Source organism: Demequina sp. NBRC 110057 (assembly GCF_002090175.1).
Taxonomy (GTDB): Bacteria; Actinomycetota; Actinomycetes; order Actinomycetales; family Demequinaceae; genus Demequina.
On sequence record NZ_BBRN01000004.1, the window covers coordinates 36,305 to 53,360 of the forward strand.

Below are 17,056 nucleotides of genomic sequence, written 5' to 3' on the forward strand. Positions count from 1 at the left end.
TCCATGCTTCGCGCCATGTCGAGTTCAGTGTGGCAAGCTGCTCGATGTGTCAGACATCGCGGGGTCGACCTGGCTATTGATGGCCGCTGGTGACAATCGCGGCCACGGAGGAAACGCGGGATACGACGACCAAGTCGACGCGTATTACTCGTGGGACAGCAATGTTCCTAATGCGAAGAAGATCTCGCCGGGTGACGTGGTCGTGCTCTGGGACAAGGAGCGGGTGCTCGGTGTCTCTGTGGTCGAACAGATCGACGTCTCGCGAGGCACGAAGGTCCTCAACCGTTGCCCGGCGTGTGGCACTACTCGGATCGCTGTGCGCAAGTCAGCCACTCCGCGCTACCGCTGCATGAAGGACGGTTGTCACGCCGAGTTCAACGACCCCTCGATCGACGTGGTCGCGGTCGACCAATATGTCGCGCGTTACGACGCCGCGTGGACCAGCCTCGACGGCGTGGTCGACACGGCACTCGTCAAGGCGCTCGCGGTGCATCGGGGCGATTTCAATGCGATGCGTCCGCTCGATGGGGCCAAGTTGCGCTTGGCCTTGGGTGATCGCCACGCGCAAAGGGCACTCGCACGCATCGACGCGCGCGAGACGAGCATGGTGCCGTTGGCGCACGCTGGGACGGCGGTCGACTTCACCCAGGGTTTCGTTCACTCTGTGGTGCGGGTGCGACGTGGCCAAACAAAGTTCCGGGAGCACATCCTCGCGTTGCAGGGCGAAACCTGCGCCTTTACGGGCCCTGCGCCGCGTCGCGCGCTCGAAGCCGGTCACCTCTACTCTTATGCGCGCCTCGGCGAGCACCACGCGCACGGCGGGATGATGCTGCGACGCGACATTCACCGACTGTTTGATGACGGCCTCATCGCGGTGGACCCTGGGCGGCTCGTGGCCGACGTGTCGCCCGAGTTAGAGCGCTATCCCCAGTACGCCCGGCTTCATGACGCACCGCTCTCGATCGATGTCCGTGACGACCAGGTCGACTGGCTTGCGCGACATTGGAACGAGCATCGCGTCACTCCCGCCATGTCCGACTCGTGAGGCGTGCGGCTCCCAGGAATACCAGCGCGCTCTCGCCACGTTGCTCCCACCATGACAACTCTTGGGATCATCGGCGCAGGCAACATCGGTTCGAACGTCGCGAAGGCGGCCCTCGCTGCAGGGCATGACGTGGTGATCGCCAACTCGCGCGGTCCGGAGACGCTGACGGACCTCGTCGGCGAACTCGGGGATCACGCTCGTGCCGCCACGATCGAGGACGCGGCCACCGCTGGCGACCTGGTCCTCGTCGCGATTCCCCTCGCGGCGATCGACACGCTCCCCACCGCGCCCCTCGCCGGAAAGGTCGTCCTCGACGCCAACAACTACTACCCGGGACGCGACGGGCGTATCGCAGCGCTCGACGAGAACCTCGAGACCACCAGCGGCCTCCTCCAGCGACACCTTCCTCAGTCCCACGTGGTGAAGGCGTTCAACCACATCAACGCGAGGGATATCCCGGCCGACGCGACGCCCGCGGGCACCGCGGACCGCCGCGCGCTCGGAATCTTCGGAGAAGACCCCGACGCGAAGCGGGTCGCGGCAGCGTTCCTCGACAGCGTCGGCTACGACGCGGTGGACCTGGGCGGGCTCGCCGAGAGCTGGCGGCTCGAGCGCGACACGCCTGGGTACGGCAAGCCGATGACGGCGGCACAGGTCCGCGAGATCGCCGCCGCGACCGAACGGGTCGTCCAGCAGTAGCGAAACGCCAACCACGGGCCCCTGACGCACCCGGCGTCAGGGGCCCGTCAGCGTTTCCGCACACCCCGTCAAGGAACCGTTAACGCCCCCGGTTGGCGCCGTATCCCGCGAGTAGACCGGGAGCCGTGAACGATCTGATCTACATCGCCCTCACGGTCGCCGCCTTCGGCGTCCTCGCCCTCCTTGTCCGCCGCGGTGCCAAGTGAGCGCCGCGGACCTGGGCTTCATCGCCGCCCTCGCCGCGGCGGCCATCTATGTGGTCGCGCTGATGCTGCGCGACGCCTCGGGGCGGTGACGCGATGACCGCGACTACCTCCGACGCCCTCGCCGCCGTGGGCCAGGCCGGCATCCTCATCGCGTTGCTCGCCCTCGCACATGCGCCGCTCGGCGGCTACATGGCCCGCGTCTACTCGTCTCCCCGCCACTGGCGCCTCGAGGCCGCCTGGTATCGCGTGCTCCGCGTCGACGCCACCACCGATCAGCGCTGGCGCACGTACGCGACGCAGGTCCTCGGGTTCTCGCTCGTGTCCGTGCTCGCGCTGTACGGGCTTGGGCGACTGCAGGCGTACGTGCCGTGGAACCTCGGATTCAGCGGGCTCGACCCCGCGGGCGCGTGGAACACCGCCATCAGCTTCACGACCAACACCAACTGGCAGTGGTACTCGGGCGAGGCCGCCACGGGTCACCTGCTACAGATGATCGGCTTCACGGTCCAGAACTTCGTCTCGGCGGCCGTGGGGCTCGCCGTGGCCGTCGCCCTCATCCGCGGCTTCGCCCGCTCCGGCACGGACGGACGCATCGGCAACTTCTGGGCCGACCTCACCCGCGGAGTGGTCCGCATCCTCCTGCCGCTCTCGGTGGTGGCCGCCATCGTGCTGGTCGCCCAGGGCGTCATCCAGAACCTCGACCCGCACTCGACCATCGCGACCCTGCAAGGCGGCAGCCAAACCGCCCTGGGCGGTCCTGTCGCCTCTCAGGAGGCCATCAAGGAGCTCGGGACCAACGGCGGCGGCTTCTTCAACGCGAACTCGGCGCACCCCTACGAGAACCCCACGCATTTGACCAACCTGTTCGAGATCTTCCTCCTGCTCCTGATTCCCTCGGCGCTGCCGCGGACGGTCGGCATCATGGTGGGCGACCGCCGCCAGGGCTGGGCCATCCTCGGCGCCATGGCGACCATCTGGGTGGGCGCGCTCGTGCTCACCACCTGGGCGGAGATGGCGGGGCCCGGCACCGCGCCGCAACTCGCTGGCGCCGCGATGGAGGGCAAGGAGACCCGCTTCGGCACCGCCGCCAGCGCCCTCTTCGCCGTCTCGACGACGGCAACCTCGACGGGCGCGGTCAACTCCATGCACGACTCGTACACGGCACCAGGAGGCGCCGTCCTCATGGTCGACATGCTGCTGGGCGAAGTTGCGCCTGGCGGCGTGGGCGCGGGCCTGTACGGCATGCTCATCATCGCGATCCTCGCCGTCTTTGTCGCGGGCCTCATGGTGGGCCGGACCCCCGAATACCTGGGCAAGAAGATCGGCCAGCGTGAGATGACGCTCGTCGCGATGTACGTCCTCACCACGCCGGCCATCGTCCTCACGGGCGCCGCGCTCGCGGTCTCCGTCGACCCCGGCGTGGCGGGTATTCAGGAGGACGGCCCGCACGGGCTGTCCGAGGTGTTGTACGCCTTCGCGTCCGCGGGCAACAACAACGGCTCGGCCTTCGCGGGCCTCGCCACGGGCACCGGCTTCTACAACACCGCGCTCGGCGTGGCCATGCTTCTCGGGCGCTTCGTGCCCATCCTCATCGTCCTCGCGCTCGCCGGACGAGTGTCCTCGCAGCGCACGGTGCCGACCTCGGCCGGCACCCTTCCCACGCATCGGCCGCTGTTTGCGGGCCTCGTCGCCGCGGTAGCGGTGGTCGTCGTGGGCCTCACCTTCCTGCCCGTCCTGTCCCTCGGTCCCCTCGCGGAGGCGCTGTCATGACCACCACCCTTACTCCGGCCGATGCCCCGGCTCCCGCCGCTCCCGCCGCGCCCTCGCGTGGGCTGAGCTGGACCCAGGTCCGCACCGCCCTCCCGGGCGCCGCCCGCGGGCTCGATCCGCGCAAGCTGTGGCGCCAGCCCGTCCTGCTCATCGTCGAGGCGGGCGCGGCCCTCACGACAGTCCTCGCGATCGCCCAGCCGAGCGTCTTCGGTTGGCTCGTCGCGCTGTGGCTGTGGGCCACCGCCTTCTTCGCGGCGCTCGCCGAGGCGATCGCGGAGGCCCGCGGCAAGGCTCAGGCCGCCTCGCTGCGCGCCACCCAGCAGCACACCGTCGCGCACCTTCTGGCGGCAGACGCCGACCTCGACGCCCCCGCGTCGTGGACGGCCGTCGAGGTCCCCTCGTCCGAGCTAACGGTGGGCGCCCTCGTGGTGGTCGAGGCAGGCCAGGTGATCCCGGGGGACGGGGACGTGGTCGCGGGCATCGCGTCCGTCGACGAATCCGCGATCACGGGCGAGTCGGCGCCGGTTATCCGCGAGTCCGGCGGCGATCGCTGCGCCGTCACCGGCGGCACCGTGGTGCTGTCCGACCGCATCGTAGTGCGCGTCACCGCGCGGCCGGGCGACGGGTTCGTGGACCGCATGATCGCTCTCGTCGAGGGATCGGAGCGCCGTCGCACCCCGAACGAGATCGCGCTGGGCCTGCTGCTCAGTTCCCTGACGGTGGTCTTCTTGCTCGCCGTCGCCACGCTGCAGGCCTTCGCGGTCTTCAGCGGCGCGCGCCAGGACATCGTGGTGCTCGTGGCGCTCCTCGTGTGCCTCATCCCCACGACCATCGGCGCGCTGCTGTCCGCCATCGGCATCGCCGGCATGGACCGACTCGTCCAGCGCAACGTGTTGGCGACGTCCGGCCGCGCCGTCGAGGCAGCCGGCGACGTCGACGTGCTGTTGCTCGACAAGACGGGCACGATCACGTTCGGCAACCGGCGTGCCAGCGACCTCATCCCCGCGCCCGGCGTGGCGTTGACGGACCTCGCGAACGCCGCGCGCCTCGCGTCTCTCGCCGACGACACCCCCGAGGGCAGGTCCATCGTGGAGCTCGTGGACGCGAGGCCCGATGCCGACGCCTCGCCCCTTCCCGCGAGCGCCACCCTCGTGGAGTTCTCCGCCCACACCCGCATGTCAGGCATCGACCTCCCCGCGGGGGGCCATGCCGAGCGCGCCATCGTCCTGCGCAAGGGAGCGGCGAGCGCCGTCCAGGCGTGGATCGACGCGACCCGCGGCGACGCGGGCGGCGACCCGGCCGCCGGAGCGGCCACAGCATCGGCCGGCGACAAGGCAGTGGCCGATGCGGTGGCGGCGGTCTCGCGAGAAGGCGGCACGCCTCTCGTCATCGCCCGCCAGGTGGGCGACGGGGTCGCCACGGCGCTCGGCGTCATCCACCTCAAGGACGTGGTCAAGCCCGGCATGCGCGAGCGGTTCGATCGTCTGCGCGCCATGGGGATCCGCACCGTCATGGTCACGGGCGACAACGCCATCACCGCGCGCGCCATCGCCGCGGAGGCGGGAGTGGACGACGTGCTCGCCGAGGCCACGCCCGAAGACAAGCTCGCGCTCATCAGGCGTGAGCAGGAGGGCGGCCGCCTGGTCGCGATGGCCGGCGACGGCACCAATGACGCCCCGGCGCTCGCTCAGGCGGACGTGGGTGTCGCGATGGCCTCCGGCACCTCCGCCGCCAAGGAGGCGGGAAACATGGTGGACCTCGACTCGGACCCCACCAAGCTCATCGAGATCGTGGAGATCGGCAAGCAGCTCCTCATCACGAGGGGCGCGCTCACCACGTTCTCCGTCTCCAACGACGTCGCGAAGTACTTCGCGATCCTTCCGGCGATGTTTGCGCCGCTCATCCCTGGGCTCGACGCGCTCAACATCATGGGGCTTACCAGCCCGCAGACCGCCATCGCGTCGGCCGTCATCTTCAACGCGCTCATCATCGTGGCGCTGGTCCCGCTGGCGCTCAGGGGAGTGAAGTACCGGCCCTCGAGCGCCTCGGCGCTGCTGGCTCGCAACCTGTGGATCTACGGCGTGGGAGGACTCATCGCCCCGTTCCTCGGCATCAAGGCCATCGACATGATCCTCACCGTCCTGGGCCTGTAGCGGCCGCCCCCAAGGAGACCTCCATGCACTCGATCCGACTCACCACCTCCTCCTCTCTGCGGGCGCTCGCGCGCTCCTCCCTGACGGGCCTCAAGATGCTCGCCGCCTTCACGGTGGTGTGCGGCGTCGCCTACCCGCTGCTCATCACCGGAGTCGCGAAGGCTGCCTTCCCCTGGCAGGCGGCGGGCTCGCTCGTCACCGCGACGGGGGAGCGCACGACCGACCGCGGCGAGGCGGCCGGCTCCGCACTCATCGGCCAATCCTTCGAGGGTGACGCGTGGTTCCTTCCCCGCCCCTCGGCCGCGGGCGACGGGTACGACACGCTCGCCTCGGGCGGCTCCAACCTGGGGCCGGAGAGCCCCGACGTCGTGGCCTCGATCGCCGAAGGGCGCGCCGAGGTGGCCGCGCGCGAGGGCGTCGACGTCTCCCAGGTGCCGGCCGATGCCGTGACGGCCTCCGGATCGGGCCTCGACGGGGCGATCAGCCCGGCCTACGCCGCGCTGCAGGTGCCGCGGGTGGCGCGCGAGCGCGGGCTCGACGAGGCGACGGTCGCCGCGCTCGTGGCGGACGCGACCCACGAGCGCACCCTTGGCGTGCTCGGCGACCCCTACGTGGACGTACTCGCGCTCAACACGTCCCTCGAGCAGGCGGCACCCGCGGACACAATGTGATCATGACCGTTGCCGATGCCGCAGACGCCCCCGCGGAATCCTCCTCCGCGCGGGGGCGCCTCACGGTGTACTTGGGGGCCGCGCCGGGCGTGGGAAAGACGTTCGCGATGCTCGACGAGGCGGAGCGACGCAAGCTGCGCGGCACCGACGTGGTGATCGGCCTCGTCGAGACGCACGGCCGCGCCGCGACCGAGGAGAAGATCGGCGACCTCGAGGTCCTCCCGCGCCGGCTCCTCGAGCACCGCGGCGTCACCCTCGCCGATCTTGACGTGGACGCGGTGATCGCGCGCGCCCCCGACGTGGCGCTGGTGGACGAGCTCGCGCACACCAACGCCCCCGGATCTGCCCGGCCCAAGCGGTGGCAGGACGTCATGGTGCTGCTCGACGCGGGGATCGACGTGGTGACGACCGTCAACGTCCAGCACCTCGCCTCGCTTGTCGACGACGTCGAGGCGATCACGGGCGTGCGCCAGCGCGAGACGGTCCCCGACCAGGTGGTGCGCGACGCCGACCAGATCCAGTTGGTCGACCTGTCGCCGCAGCAACTACGGCGGCGCCTCGCGCACGGCAACATCTATCGCGCCGACCAGGTCGACGCCTCGCTCGGCAAGTACTTCCGCGAGGGAAACCTCACGGCGCTGAGGGAATTGGCGCTGCTGTGGCTGGCCGACAGGGTGGACGACGCCCTCACGCGCTACCGCGCCGACCACGAGATCGACGCCACCTGGCCCGCGCGCGAGCGCATCGTGGTCGCCGTCACCGGCGGCGCCGAGAGCGAGGGCCTCATCCGCCGCGCCTCGCGCATCGCCCAGCGCTCCGCCGGCTCCGAGCTGGTGGCGGTGCACGTGCTGCCCACGGACGGGCTGCCCGCTGCACCTCCCGCTGCCATCGCGAACCAGCGGCTCCTCATCGAGTCGCTCGACGGCACGTTTCATACTGTCGCCGGCGAGGACGTGGCCGCCGCCGTCGTCGACTTCGCGCGCGGCGTCAACGCAACCATGATCGTGGTGGGGGTATCGCGCCATTCGCGGTGGCGGCAGGCGCTCTCGGGTTCCTCGGCCGACGCTATCGCGCGGCTATCGGGCTCCATCGACGTCCACCTCGTCACGCATGAGCACGCGGGCGTGGGTGTGCACGCGCCGTCGCGGACGTCATCCATGTCGCGCGGCCGGCGCGTGGCCGGCTGGGTGGCGGCCATCGCGGCGCCACTCGTCGTGGCGTGGGCGGCCGATGCGGGGGCCGCGGGGACGGACGACCTCTCGGCGGCGCTGATGCTGCAGCTCGCGGTCGTGGTCGGTGTCGCCCTGATCGGCGGGCTCTGGTCCGCCCTTGTGGCCGCCGTGCTCTCCTTCGTGGCGCTCAACCTGCTGCACACCGAGCCCACGGGCCGTCTGGTGATCGATCAGCCGAGCGACGTGCTCGCGCTCGTCGTGTTCGTGGTCGTCGCGGCCGCGGTGGCGTCGGTCGTCGACCTTGCCTCGCGCCGCACCGCCCAGGCCTACCGGGCCCGCGCCGAGGCCTCGACCCTGGCGGCGTTGTCGCGCTCCGTGCTGTCCGGCGAGGACACCGCCGATGCCATCGTGAGCCGTCTGCGCGAGGTGTTCGTGCTCGACCAGGTCCGGCTGGAGCACCGCTCCGGCCCGCGGGCGCCGTGGTCCGTGCTCGCCGCCGACGGCGCCGAGGGCCACCACCGTGACCCAGCGATCGTCGAGATCGACGAGCGTCACCGGATGGTGCTGTGCGGACGCACCCTCGCGGGAAGCGACCGCGAAGTGGCCGAGGCATTCGGCAGCCAGATGCGCATCGTCCTCGAGCACCGACGCCTGCGCCAGGAGGCGGAGGCTGCGCGCAGGCTCGAGGCGTCCGAGCGGACGCGCAATGCCCTGCTCGCGGCGGTCTCCCACGACCTGCGTACGCCGCTCGCCGCGATCAGGGCGGCCGTCGACGGACTCGCGTCCGGCATCCGCCTCGACGAGGACGACCGCGTCGCCCTGACGTCGACTATCCAGGACGGCACCGGTCGCCTGGAGCGGCTGATCGACAACCTGCTCGACCTGTCGCGCCTGCAGGCCGGGGTGATTCACGCCCGGCTGCGCCCCAGTTCGCTCGAGGAGGTGGTGCCGGCGGCGGTCGAGCCGTGGCATGCGTCCGTCCGCATGTCGCTCCCCGAGGACCTCCCTCTGGTGGAGACGGACCCCGGCCTCCTCGAGCGCGTCGTGGAGAACCTGGTCTCGAACGCTGTGCGGCACACTCCCGCCGGCACCCCGGTGCTGGTGTCCGCGGCGGCGGACGGCGCCGAGGTGGTGATCCGCGTGGCCGACTCCGGCCCCGGCGTCCCCGGGTCCCGCAAGGCCGCGATGTTCGAGGCCTTCCAGCGGTTCGACGGCGGCGCGGACGGGGGAGTGGGCCTCGGGCTCGCGGTCGCCGACGGGCTCGCCACGACGGTTGGCGCGCAGGTGACCCCGGAGGACACGCCGGGAGGCGGCCTCACGATGGTCGTGACGGTGCCGCGCATGCGCGAGGATCAGGGCATGGGGCAGGCATGAGCGATGTACAAGGCAACCGCGTCCTCGTCGTCGATGACGACGAGGGCCTCGCCCGTGCGCTCGCGATTAACCTGCGTGCCCACGGCTGGGAGGTGACCACCGCCGAGACGGGCGCACGAGCGCTCGACGCCGCGGCATCGGCCCGCCCCGACGTGGTGGTGCTGGACCTCGGGCTTCCCGACATGTCCGGGCTCGACGTGCTGGCGGGGATCCGCGGGTGGAGCCGCGTGCCCATCGTGGTGCTGTCGGCGCGCCAGATGAACGAGGACAAAATCGACGCCCTCGACGCCGGGGCCGACGACTACGTCACGAAGCCCTTCGCGATGAACGAGCTCCTGGCGCGGCTACGTGCCGCGGTGAGGCGCGCGCAGCCCGTGGACACCGATGACGATGCCGCCGTCGTCGAGGCGGGAGACCTGCGGATCGACCTGGCGCGGCGCACCGTCGCGCGCGACGGCACGGACGTGAGGCTCACACCCACCGAATGGGCGCTGCTGGAGGTGCTGGTGCGCCACCGCGGGCGCATGGTGGGGCGCGCCCAGTTGCTGCACGAGGTGTGGGGTCCCGGCTACGACGCCGAGACCAACTACCTGCGGGTCTACACCGCGCAGCTGCGGCGCAAGCTCGAGGCCGACCCCGGGGCTCCCCGCCACCTCCACACGCATCCGGGGGCGGGCTACCGCTTCGAGGTGTGAGTCAGCGCGAGCGCACTCCCGCCACGATCCTGTCGACCACGTGCGTGCCAAGGGTCGTCAAGGTTGGGCCGTCCTGTCCCTGCAACGGCCCGCGTGTGGCGATGTCGGCGAAGCCGTGCACTGCCGACCAGCAGGGCCACTCGGCGTTGACCCGTCCCGCTGCGGTGAGGACACCAGCCTCGACGCACCCGTCGAGCGCGTCGATCAGCAGCTGGAACGGCGGCGGCACCTCGTGCTCCACCGTCACGGACGGTGTCGCGGCTCCGGCGGGGTCGAACGTGAGCAGCGCGAGCGCGAACCACCCGGGCTCCGCCAACGCGAAGTCGATGTAGCCCAGCCCCACGCCCCGCAGCCGGGCGACGGCTCGCTCCCGGGCGTCGGGGGCATCGGCCACGAGTGAGGCGATGCGTTCGCGCATCCCCGCAGCGAGCAGATCTTGAGACGCGAGGGCGACGGCGACCAGCAGCGCGCGGTGGTCCTCGAAGTGACGGTAGGCCGATGCCGGGGAGACCCCGGCGGCGCGCGTCACCTCGCGTACCCGCACGGCGTCCGGCCCACCGGTGCGGGCGAGCGCGAGCCCGGCGTCGATGAGCGCGGCGCGGAGGTCCCCGTGGTGATAGTTGCCCGAGATCTGCGGCACCTCTTGCACCTCCCTGGGGACGCGGTTAGCCTGTCGGAGTCGGCAATGTGAACGGTGTTCACATGCTAGCGACCAGGGCGATGCCTGACCAGGGGAGGGTTCATGGCGGAGTTGGCGATCGAGACGCACGGTCTCGTCAAGACATATGGCGAGACGCGCGCGGTGGACGGGATCGATCTCGCGATCGCCCGCGGCGGAGTCCACGGATTCCTGGGCCCCAACGGCGCGGGCAAGACGACCGCGATCCGGATGCTTGCGACCCTGATCAGGCCCGATGCTGGCTCGGCGACGGTGCTCGGCTACGACATCGGCCGGCAGGCGGACGAGGTGCGGTCGCGGGTGGCGCTCACGGGTCAGTTCGCCTCCGTGGACGAGGACCTCACCGGGATGGAGAACCTGCGGCTGATCGCCAAGCTCTACGGCTACTCCGCTAAGGCGGCGACCCGGCGGGCGGAGGACCTTCTGGAGGCCTTCGGGCTCGCGGCCGCCGCGAGTCGCCAGGTCAAGAAGTACTCGGGAGGCATGCGCCGCCGCATCGACATCGCCGCGTCGATCGTCGTGACGCCCGAGCTTCTGTTCCTCGACGAGCCGACCACGGGCCTCGACCCCCGCAGTCGCAACGAGGTGTGGGACATCATCCGCGCGATGGTCGACTACGGCACCACCGTGATGCTCACCACCCAGTACCTGGACGAGGCGGACCAGCTCGCCGACCGCATCTCCGTGATCGATGCCGGCAAGATCATCGCCGAGGGCACCGCCACCGAGCTCAAGGCCTCGGTGGGCTCCGGCATGCTCCACGTGCGCGTGATGGACCGCGCCGACCGCGACGCCGCCAGGGAGATCCTCCTGCGCGAACTCGTCGTGGACGTCGACATCCCCCAGGATCCCCAGGGCCTCACCGCCCAGATCGAGGACCGCGGCCGCGTCACCCGGGCGCTCACCGCGCTCGACGACGCGGGCATCGGCCTCGCGCAGTTCTCGCTCGGCCAGCCCACGCTGGACGAGGTGTTCCTCTCGCTGACGGGCAAGCCCGCCGAGGCGACCGACGAGGAGGAGGCGGCATGACCACCGACGAGACCACGGCATCGGCCACGATGGCGGCGACCCCGGAGGCGCCCGCCGCGCCCCAGGCGAGCGCCATCGCGTCGGCGCTCGCATCCACCGAGCGTCCGCAGCGGCCCAGCGCCCTGTCGACGTCCGTCACCTTCGGGTGGCGCGCGCTTCTGAAGATTAAGCACGTCCCCGAGCAGCTGTTCGATGTCACCGTGTTCCCCGTCGTGATGACGCTGCTGTTCACCTACCTGTTCGGCGGCGCGATCGCCGGGTCCGTGAGCGAATACATCGCGTACATCGCTCCCGGCGTGCTGGTGCAGTCGGTGCTGTTCATCACGATGTACACCGGCACCACGCTGCGCACCGATATCGACAAGGGCGTCTTCGACCGCTTCCGTTCGCTTCCCATCTGGCGGCCCTCGCCGCTGGTCGGCATGCTGCTGGGCGACGCCGTGCGGTTCATGGTGGCGTCCATCGTGACCGCGGCCGTCTGCCTCGCGATCGGGTGGCGGCCCGAGGGCGGATTCGTGGGAGTGGTGCTCGGTGTGATCCTCCTCCTGGTCTTCGCCTTCTCGCTGGGCTGGGTGTGGACGTTCCTGTCGCTGATTCTGCGCACCCCCGGCGCGATCATGGGCGTCGCGAGCTTTGTGCTCATGCCGCTGTTGTTCGGCTCCAACATCTTCGTGGACCCCGCGACCATGCCCGGCTGGCTCCAGGCGTGGGTGGACGTCAACCCGGTATCCGACCTGGTTACGGGCGTCAGAGCGCTGATGAACGGCGAGGAGATTGGTTCCGAGCTCGCGATCACGCTGGGTTGGGCGGCGGGTCTCGTCGCGGTATTCGGCTCGCTGACTATGTGGAAATATCGCGACCCGCGGTAGCGCCAATAACACGTCCGCGGTGGTCATCGGTACCGCTCGGAATGCGGCAAGATCTTCCGGTGACTTCTGCGCTCGACCTCGAATATCGCACCTACTTCCGCACCCTCGATGCCGCGATGGCCGAGTATGAGCTCCCGCTGAATGCGGTGGATCGCGTCCGCGAGATTGTGCGCGGGCTGCGCTACGAGCACGTCTACATCCCCGACTCGCGTGAGTACATCGCGCTCGAGCCGCTCGGCGCCGACAAGCCGGTCGCCTTCATCACCGCGCTCTACGTCGCGATTCACCCGGAGGGTGGCGAGAGCCAGTTCTTCGAGCTTCCCGCATTCGCCCAGGCGGCCGATGCCGTGGCCGCCTCCGCGGCCACGGTCACCGAGGCGGCTGGCACCCCCGTCGAGACTGATGCCGCCGCGGCCAAGGCTGCCGTGGCATCGGCCGTCCGGCCGGTGGAGCCGGTGGCGCCCGCGCCCCGCATCACCTTCCAGGGCGTGGGCAAGCGCGCCGAGATCGCCGAGATGCCGTGCCCTACGTGCTTCATCGACCTTCCCGCGACGGGGATCTGCGACCTCTGCGGCTAGGACGCTCGCGCGTCAGGTGCGCGTGATGCGTGTCACCGCGAGTTCAACCTCGCGGGGGTCGCGCGGCTCAGCGTCGAGCGCACGGTGGATGGTGACGCCCTCGATGAGCGCGTCAAGCATCCGCGTCGTCTCGGGGTCGAAGTGCAGCTCGAGAGCGGCGCGGCTGCGCGCCATCCACGCCGAGGTGATGGTGCGGAAGCGAGGCTCCCGCGCCGCCAGCGTGTAGAGCTCGTGCGAGAGGACCAGGTCGCGGTCGTCGCCGAACACGTCCTCGAGAATGATCGCGACCACCGCCGCCCGCGCCGACTGGACGTCGACCGCTGCCGTCATGCGCGCCTCGAACCGCGCGCTGATCGACGTCGCGAAGCGCGTGAACGCCTCGTGGAGGAGCGCGTCCATGCCGTCGAAGTAGTACGTCATGGCGCCGAGCGGGACGTCCGCCTCGGCGGCCACCTTGCGGTGTGACGTTCCCGCGACTCCCTCGCGAGCGATCACGGTGAGGCAGGCGTCGATGATCCTCCCACGGCGCTCGGGGTCATTGCGGCGGCCGCGGCGCGTGCCGGCTGGCCGGTCATCGGAGGTCATGGGCGTCACTCCACCTCGCGGATCACGCGCGCGGGGTTGCCGACCGCGACGACGCCCGGAGGGATGTCCTTGGTGACGACCGAGCCCGCACCCACGACCGAGTCCTTGCCGATGGTGACCCCGGGGCAGACGATCACTCCGCCGCCCAGCCAGACGTTGTCCTCAATGACGATGGGCTTGGCCGCCTCGAGCTTGTCGCGTCGCGGCCCCGGCTCGACCGGGTGGGTGGGGGTGAGGAGCTGGACGTTGGGGCCGATCTGGCAGTCCTCGCCGATGGTGATCGCTGCGACGTCCAATGCAGTGAGGTGATAGTTGATGAACGTGCGGGCGCCGATGTGAAGGTTGGTGCCGTAGTCGACGAAGAGCGGGGGATTGACGTGCGCGCCGTCGCCCAGTGACCCCACGAGCTCGGCCAGGATGTCCCGCGCCGCGGGATCCCCGGCGACGTCGGCGCGGTGGTACCCGTCGGCGAGGCTCACGCCGCGATGGTGGAGCCGCGCGATCTCCGGGTCGTCCGCGATGTACAGGTCGCCCGCGAGCATGCGCTCGTGCTGGGTGCGGTCGTCTCCGGCGAAGTAGTCCTGGCTCATGCGCGCCAACGTACACCGGGTGTGTACGAACGTCCACATCTTGTGTACGCTCGCCGTATCGCGACGACGCGCGTCGCGCTGGTCCTGCGCCCAGAAAGGCTCCCGCCCGCCGTGTACTCGCTCCTCCTGGCGATCATCTACGTCGCCTTCGTCAGCCTCGGGCTGCCCGACTCGCTGATCGGCGCCGGCTGGCCCGTGATGCACTCCGACCTGGGCGTGCCCGTGTCGTTCGCGGGGTTCGTGACGATGATCATCGCCGCGGGCACCATCGTGTCCAGCCTCGCCTCCGAGCGGGTGACCAGGCGCTTTGGTGCCGGTCTCGTCACAGCGGTGAGCGTGGGAATGACTGCCGCGGCGCTGGTGGGATTCTCGGTCAGCGACCAGTTCTGGATGCTGTGCCTGTGGGCCATCCCGTACGGCATGGGTGCCGGTGCGGTCGATGCCGCCCTCAACAACTACGTGGCGCTGCACTACGCAGCGCGGCACATGAACTGGCTGCACAGCTTCTGGGGCGTGGGAGCCTCGATCAGCCCCTTCATCATGAGCTACGCCTTGACGTCGGGGCTCGGGTGGTCAGGCGCGTACCTGATCGTCGGCGTCATCCAGGCGGTGCTGACCGCTGCGTTGCTGTTCAGTCTGCCGCTGTGGGGTCGGGTTCATGCGGTGGCGCCCGCGGGTGAGGCCGCGGCAGGCGACGGGACGGCCGATGCATCGGGCGGCTCCGATGCGCCGGCGGGAGGCGGTCACGTGCCGCTCGCCACGGCGCTGCGCATCCCCGGCGTCCTCCTGATCCTCGCGGCCTTCTTCGCGTATTGCGGGCTGGAGAGCACCGCCATCCTGTGGGCGTCCACGTTCCTCGTGGACGGGCGCGGCGTGGACGTGGCGACCGCGGCGGCGTTCGCCTCGCTGTTCCTGCTGGGCATCACAGGAGGCCGCTTCCTCGCAGGATTCGTGGCCGACCGCATCGGCGACAAGGCACTGATCCGGGGCGGCTTCATCCTGGTGGGAGTGGGTGCGGTGATGCTCGCGCTGCCGCTGGAGACCGATGCGGTGGCGCTCTCGGGCCTGGTGGTCGCCGGCTTCGGATCGGCACCCATCTATCCCGCCATCATCCACTCGACGCCCGTGAACTTCGGGCGGCGCAACTCGCAGGCGATCATCGGCATCCAGATGGCCGCCGCCTACACCGGCTCCACGCTCGCGCCGCCCGCCTTTGGGCTGCTCTCGGGCGCCGTGGGCGTCGAGATCCTGCCGTACTTCATCGCGGTGTTGGTCGCGCTCGGTCTCGTGATGTCCGAGCGCCTCAATCGGATGGAGCCCGCGGCCTAGGCGAGGACGGCGATCGCGTCGATCTCGACCAGCGCCTCTGGGCGGCCGAGCATCGGCACCATGACCACGACGATGGGGACGGCGTGCGTGCCCCACACCTCGAGGGTGGCGCCGTAACCCTGCTGGACGTCCTGATCGGCCTGCAGGTAGATGGTCATGCGGCACACGTCCTCCTGCGTGGCACCTGCCTCGGCGAGCACCGTCAGGAGGTTGCGCAACGCCTGCTGCGTCTGGACCACGAGGTCGCCCTCGATGGCGCCGTGGGCATCGGTCCCGTTCTGTCCGCCCACATAGACCGTGCGGCTGCCGGACGCGACGACGCCCTGCGAAAACGCCTGGGACCGCTGCATCGACGCCGGGTTCAGATGCGTGACAGTCATGGCCGTGCCTCCCGTCCCCGGCGAGCGTCGCCGGCGGTCCTTCGACGGTACGTCCGCGCGTCTGGGAGCGCGCGGCGAGGCGTTCGCGTTGTCCCTGTACGCCGTCGTTAAGGTGACGGAATGGACGAAAGGAGCACGGTGAACGCCGAGCAGTACGCCGTCACCCCGCACCCGAGCCCCGCATCGGCGGAGCAGCGCGCCTCTCTCATGGCCGCGCCCATCTTTGGTGAGGTGTTCACCGACCACGTGGCGCGCGCCACCTGGACGCCCGATGCCGGCTGGGGCGACCACCGCATCGAACCTTTCGCGGACCTTTCCCTGCACCCCGGTGCCACCGTCCTGCACTACGGCCAGCAGGTCTTCGAGGGCCTCAAGGCGTATCGGTGGGCCGACGGCTCTATCCGACTGTTCCGGCCCGAGGCGAATGCGGCACGCATGGCGGCATCGGCCACCCGACTGTCACTGCCAGCGCTGCCGGAGGAGGACTTCCTCGCCTCGATCTCCGCGCTCGTGGGCGTGGATCGCGAGTGGGTGCCGTCCGAGGGCGAGGCGAGCCTGTACCTGCGCCCGCTCATCATCGGCACCGAGGCGTCCCTCGCGGTGCGCCCGTCGCGCCGCGTCGAGTACATGCTGCTCGCGTGCCCCGTGGGCTCGTACTTCTCCGGCGGCGTCAAGCCCGTCTCGATCTGGGTCGCCCAGGGATTCCACCGCGCGGGGGCTGGCGGCACAGGCCAGGCCAAGACCGCCGGCAACTACGCCGCGTCCATGCAGCCGCAGCAGCAGGCGCAGGACCACGGCTGCGACCAGGTGCTCTTCCTCGACGCGCGCGAGGACCGCTACATCGAGGAACTGGGCGGCATGAACGTGTTCGCCGTCCGCCGCGACGGTTCCGTCTGGACCCCACGCGTCACCGGCACCATCCTCGAGGGCGTGACGCGCGCATCGGTCATCGAATTGCTGCGCTCCGAGGGACGCGAGGTCGTGGAGCGCGACATTTCCTTGGCCGAGCTGCGCGCCGGGATCGACGACGGCTCCGTGGTCGAGGCCTTCGCCTGCGGCACCGCCGCGGTGATCACCCCCATCGCGCGACTCGTCTCGCCCGACTTCGACGTCATCGTGGGCGACGGGGGAGCGGGCGCCATCACGTCGTGGCTGCGCGAGACGCTGACCGACATCCAGTACGGCCGGGCCGAGGACCGCTTCGGCTGGATGCGCCAGGTTTCCTAGGCCTG

General features: G+C 70.5%; 16 protein-coding genes. 12 read left to right on the top strand and 4 right to left on the bottom strand.

Features of this window, described 5'->3' with window-relative positions:
• The first annotated feature begins 46 nt into the window (after positions 1–46).
• The 7 genes from B7K26_RS04975 (at position 47) to B7K26_RS05005 (ending at position 9,785) form a co-directional block, all read left to right on the top strand.
• On the top strand, positions 47–1,045 hold the full coding sequence (locus tag B7K26_RS04975; RefSeq protein WP_143340500.1) for an HNH endonuclease signature motif containing protein: 999 nt from the start codon (positions 47–49) through the stop codon (positions 1,043–1,045).
• Between the two features lie 51 nt (positions 1,046–1,096).
• Positions 1,097–1,744 (top strand): NADPH-dependent F420 reductase, encoded by a 648-nt coding sequence (locus B7K26_RS04980; protein WP_084077662.1) that lies wholly within the window; start codon positions 1,097–1,099, stop codon positions 1,742–1,744.
• Positions 1,745–2,043: 299 nt separating this feature from the next.
• Positions 2,044–3,720, top strand: a complete 1,677-nt coding sequence (gene kdpA, locus B7K26_RS04985; RefSeq protein WP_084077664.1) for a potassium-transporting ATPase subunit KdpA — start codon at positions 2,044–2,046, stop codon at positions 3,718–3,720.
• A complete protein-coding gene (kdpB, locus tag B7K26_RS04990; protein ID WP_084077665.1) occupies positions 3,717–5,873 on the top strand; it encodes a potassium-transporting ATPase subunit KdpB in 2,157 nt (718 codons plus the stop codon). Before kdpA ends, kdpB begins: the two co-directional genes overlap by 4 nt.
• A gap of 23 nt (positions 5,874–5,896) precedes the next feature.
• Complete coding sequence (gene kdpC / locus B7K26_RS04995; protein WP_084077667.1) at positions 5,897–6,544, top strand: potassium-transporting ATPase subunit KdpC; 648 nt, start codon at positions 5,897–5,899, stop codon at positions 6,542–6,544.
• Positions 6,545–6,546: 2 nt separating this feature from the next.
• Positions 6,547–9,090, top strand: coding sequence for an ATP-binding protein (locus B7K26_RS05000; RefSeq protein WP_084077669.1), 2,544 nt, complete (start codon positions 6,547–6,549; stop codon positions 9,088–9,090).
• Positions 9,087–9,785 carry a response regulator gene (locus B7K26_RS05005; protein WP_084077671.1) on the top strand — a complete coding sequence of 233 codons (699 nt, stop codon included), beginning with the start codon at positions 9,087–9,089 and terminating at the stop codon, positions 9,783–9,785. The genes B7K26_RS05000 and B7K26_RS05005 overlap by 4 nt, the downstream gene beginning before the upstream one ends.
• A 1-nt stretch (position 9,786) precedes the next feature.
• Here the strand turns inward: B7K26_RS05005 and B7K26_RS05010 are convergent, their stop codons facing one another.
• A complete protein-coding gene (locus tag B7K26_RS05010; protein ID WP_084077673.1) occupies positions 9,787–10,425 on the bottom strand; it encodes a TetR/AcrR family transcriptional regulator in 639 nt (212 codons plus the stop codon).
• Positions 10,426–10,527: 102 nt separating this feature from the next.
• Here B7K26_RS05010 and B7K26_RS05015 point away from each other — a divergent pair, with 102 nt between their 5' ends.
• Genes B7K26_RS05015 through B7K26_RS05025 form a run of 3 tightly spaced genes read left to right on the top strand, consistent with a single transcriptional unit; the run spans position 10,528 to position 12,940 of the window.
• Positions 10,528–11,493 (top strand): ATP-binding cassette domain-containing protein, encoded by a 966-nt coding sequence (locus tag B7K26_RS05015; protein WP_084077675.1) that lies wholly within the window; start codon positions 10,528–10,530, stop codon positions 11,491–11,493.
• Complete coding sequence (locus B7K26_RS05020) at positions 11,490–12,362, top strand: ABC transporter permease (RefSeq protein ID WP_234998708.1); 873 nt, start codon at positions 11,490–11,492, stop codon at positions 12,360–12,362. Before B7K26_RS05015 ends, B7K26_RS05020 begins: the two co-directional genes overlap by 4 nt.
• Before the next feature lie 59 nt (positions 12,363–12,421).
• Positions 12,422–12,940, top strand: a complete 519-nt coding sequence (locus tag B7K26_RS05025) for a hypothetical protein (protein ID WP_084077676.1) — start codon at positions 12,422–12,424, stop codon at positions 12,938–12,940.
• Positions 12,941–12,952: 12 nt separating this feature from the next.
• On the opposite strand, the gene B7K26_RS05030 is transcribed toward B7K26_RS05025, so the two are convergent.
• The gene (locus B7K26_RS05030) at positions 12,953–13,525 is read right to left on the bottom strand and encodes a TetR/AcrR family transcriptional regulator (RefSeq protein ID WP_084077678.1); all 573 of its coding nucleotides are present in this window, start codon (positions 13,523–13,525) and stop codon (positions 12,953–12,955) included.
• A 5-nt stretch (positions 13,526–13,530) separates the two neighbouring features.
• The gene (locus tag B7K26_RS05035; RefSeq protein ID WP_084077679.1) at positions 13,531–14,115 is read right to left on the bottom strand and encodes a sugar O-acetyltransferase; all 585 of its coding nucleotides are present in this window, start codon (positions 14,113–14,115) and stop codon (positions 13,531–13,533) included.
• A 111-nt stretch (positions 14,116–14,226) separates the two neighbouring features.
• Between B7K26_RS05035 and B7K26_RS05040 the strand changes: the two genes are divergently transcribed.
• Positions 14,227–15,444, top strand: a complete 1,218-nt coding sequence (locus B7K26_RS05040; RefSeq protein ID WP_084078549.1) for a sugar MFS transporter — start codon at positions 14,227–14,229, stop codon at positions 15,442–15,444.
• Here B7K26_RS05040 and B7K26_RS05045 read toward each other — a convergent pair.
• Complete coding sequence (locus B7K26_RS05045; protein ID WP_084077681.1) at positions 15,441–15,824, bottom strand: RidA family protein; 384 nt, start codon at positions 15,822–15,824, stop codon at positions 15,441–15,443. The two genes, B7K26_RS05040 and B7K26_RS05045, sit on opposite strands and share 4 nt — an antisense overlap.
• A gap of 120 nt (positions 15,825–15,944) precedes the next feature.
• Here B7K26_RS05045 and B7K26_RS05050 point away from each other — a divergent pair, with 120 nt between their 5' ends.
• Positions 15,945–17,051, top strand: a complete 1,107-nt coding sequence (locus B7K26_RS05050) for a branched-chain amino acid aminotransferase (protein ID WP_084077683.1) — start codon at positions 15,945–15,947, stop codon at positions 17,049–17,051.
• The last annotated feature ends 5 nt before the right edge of the window (positions 17,052–17,056 follow it).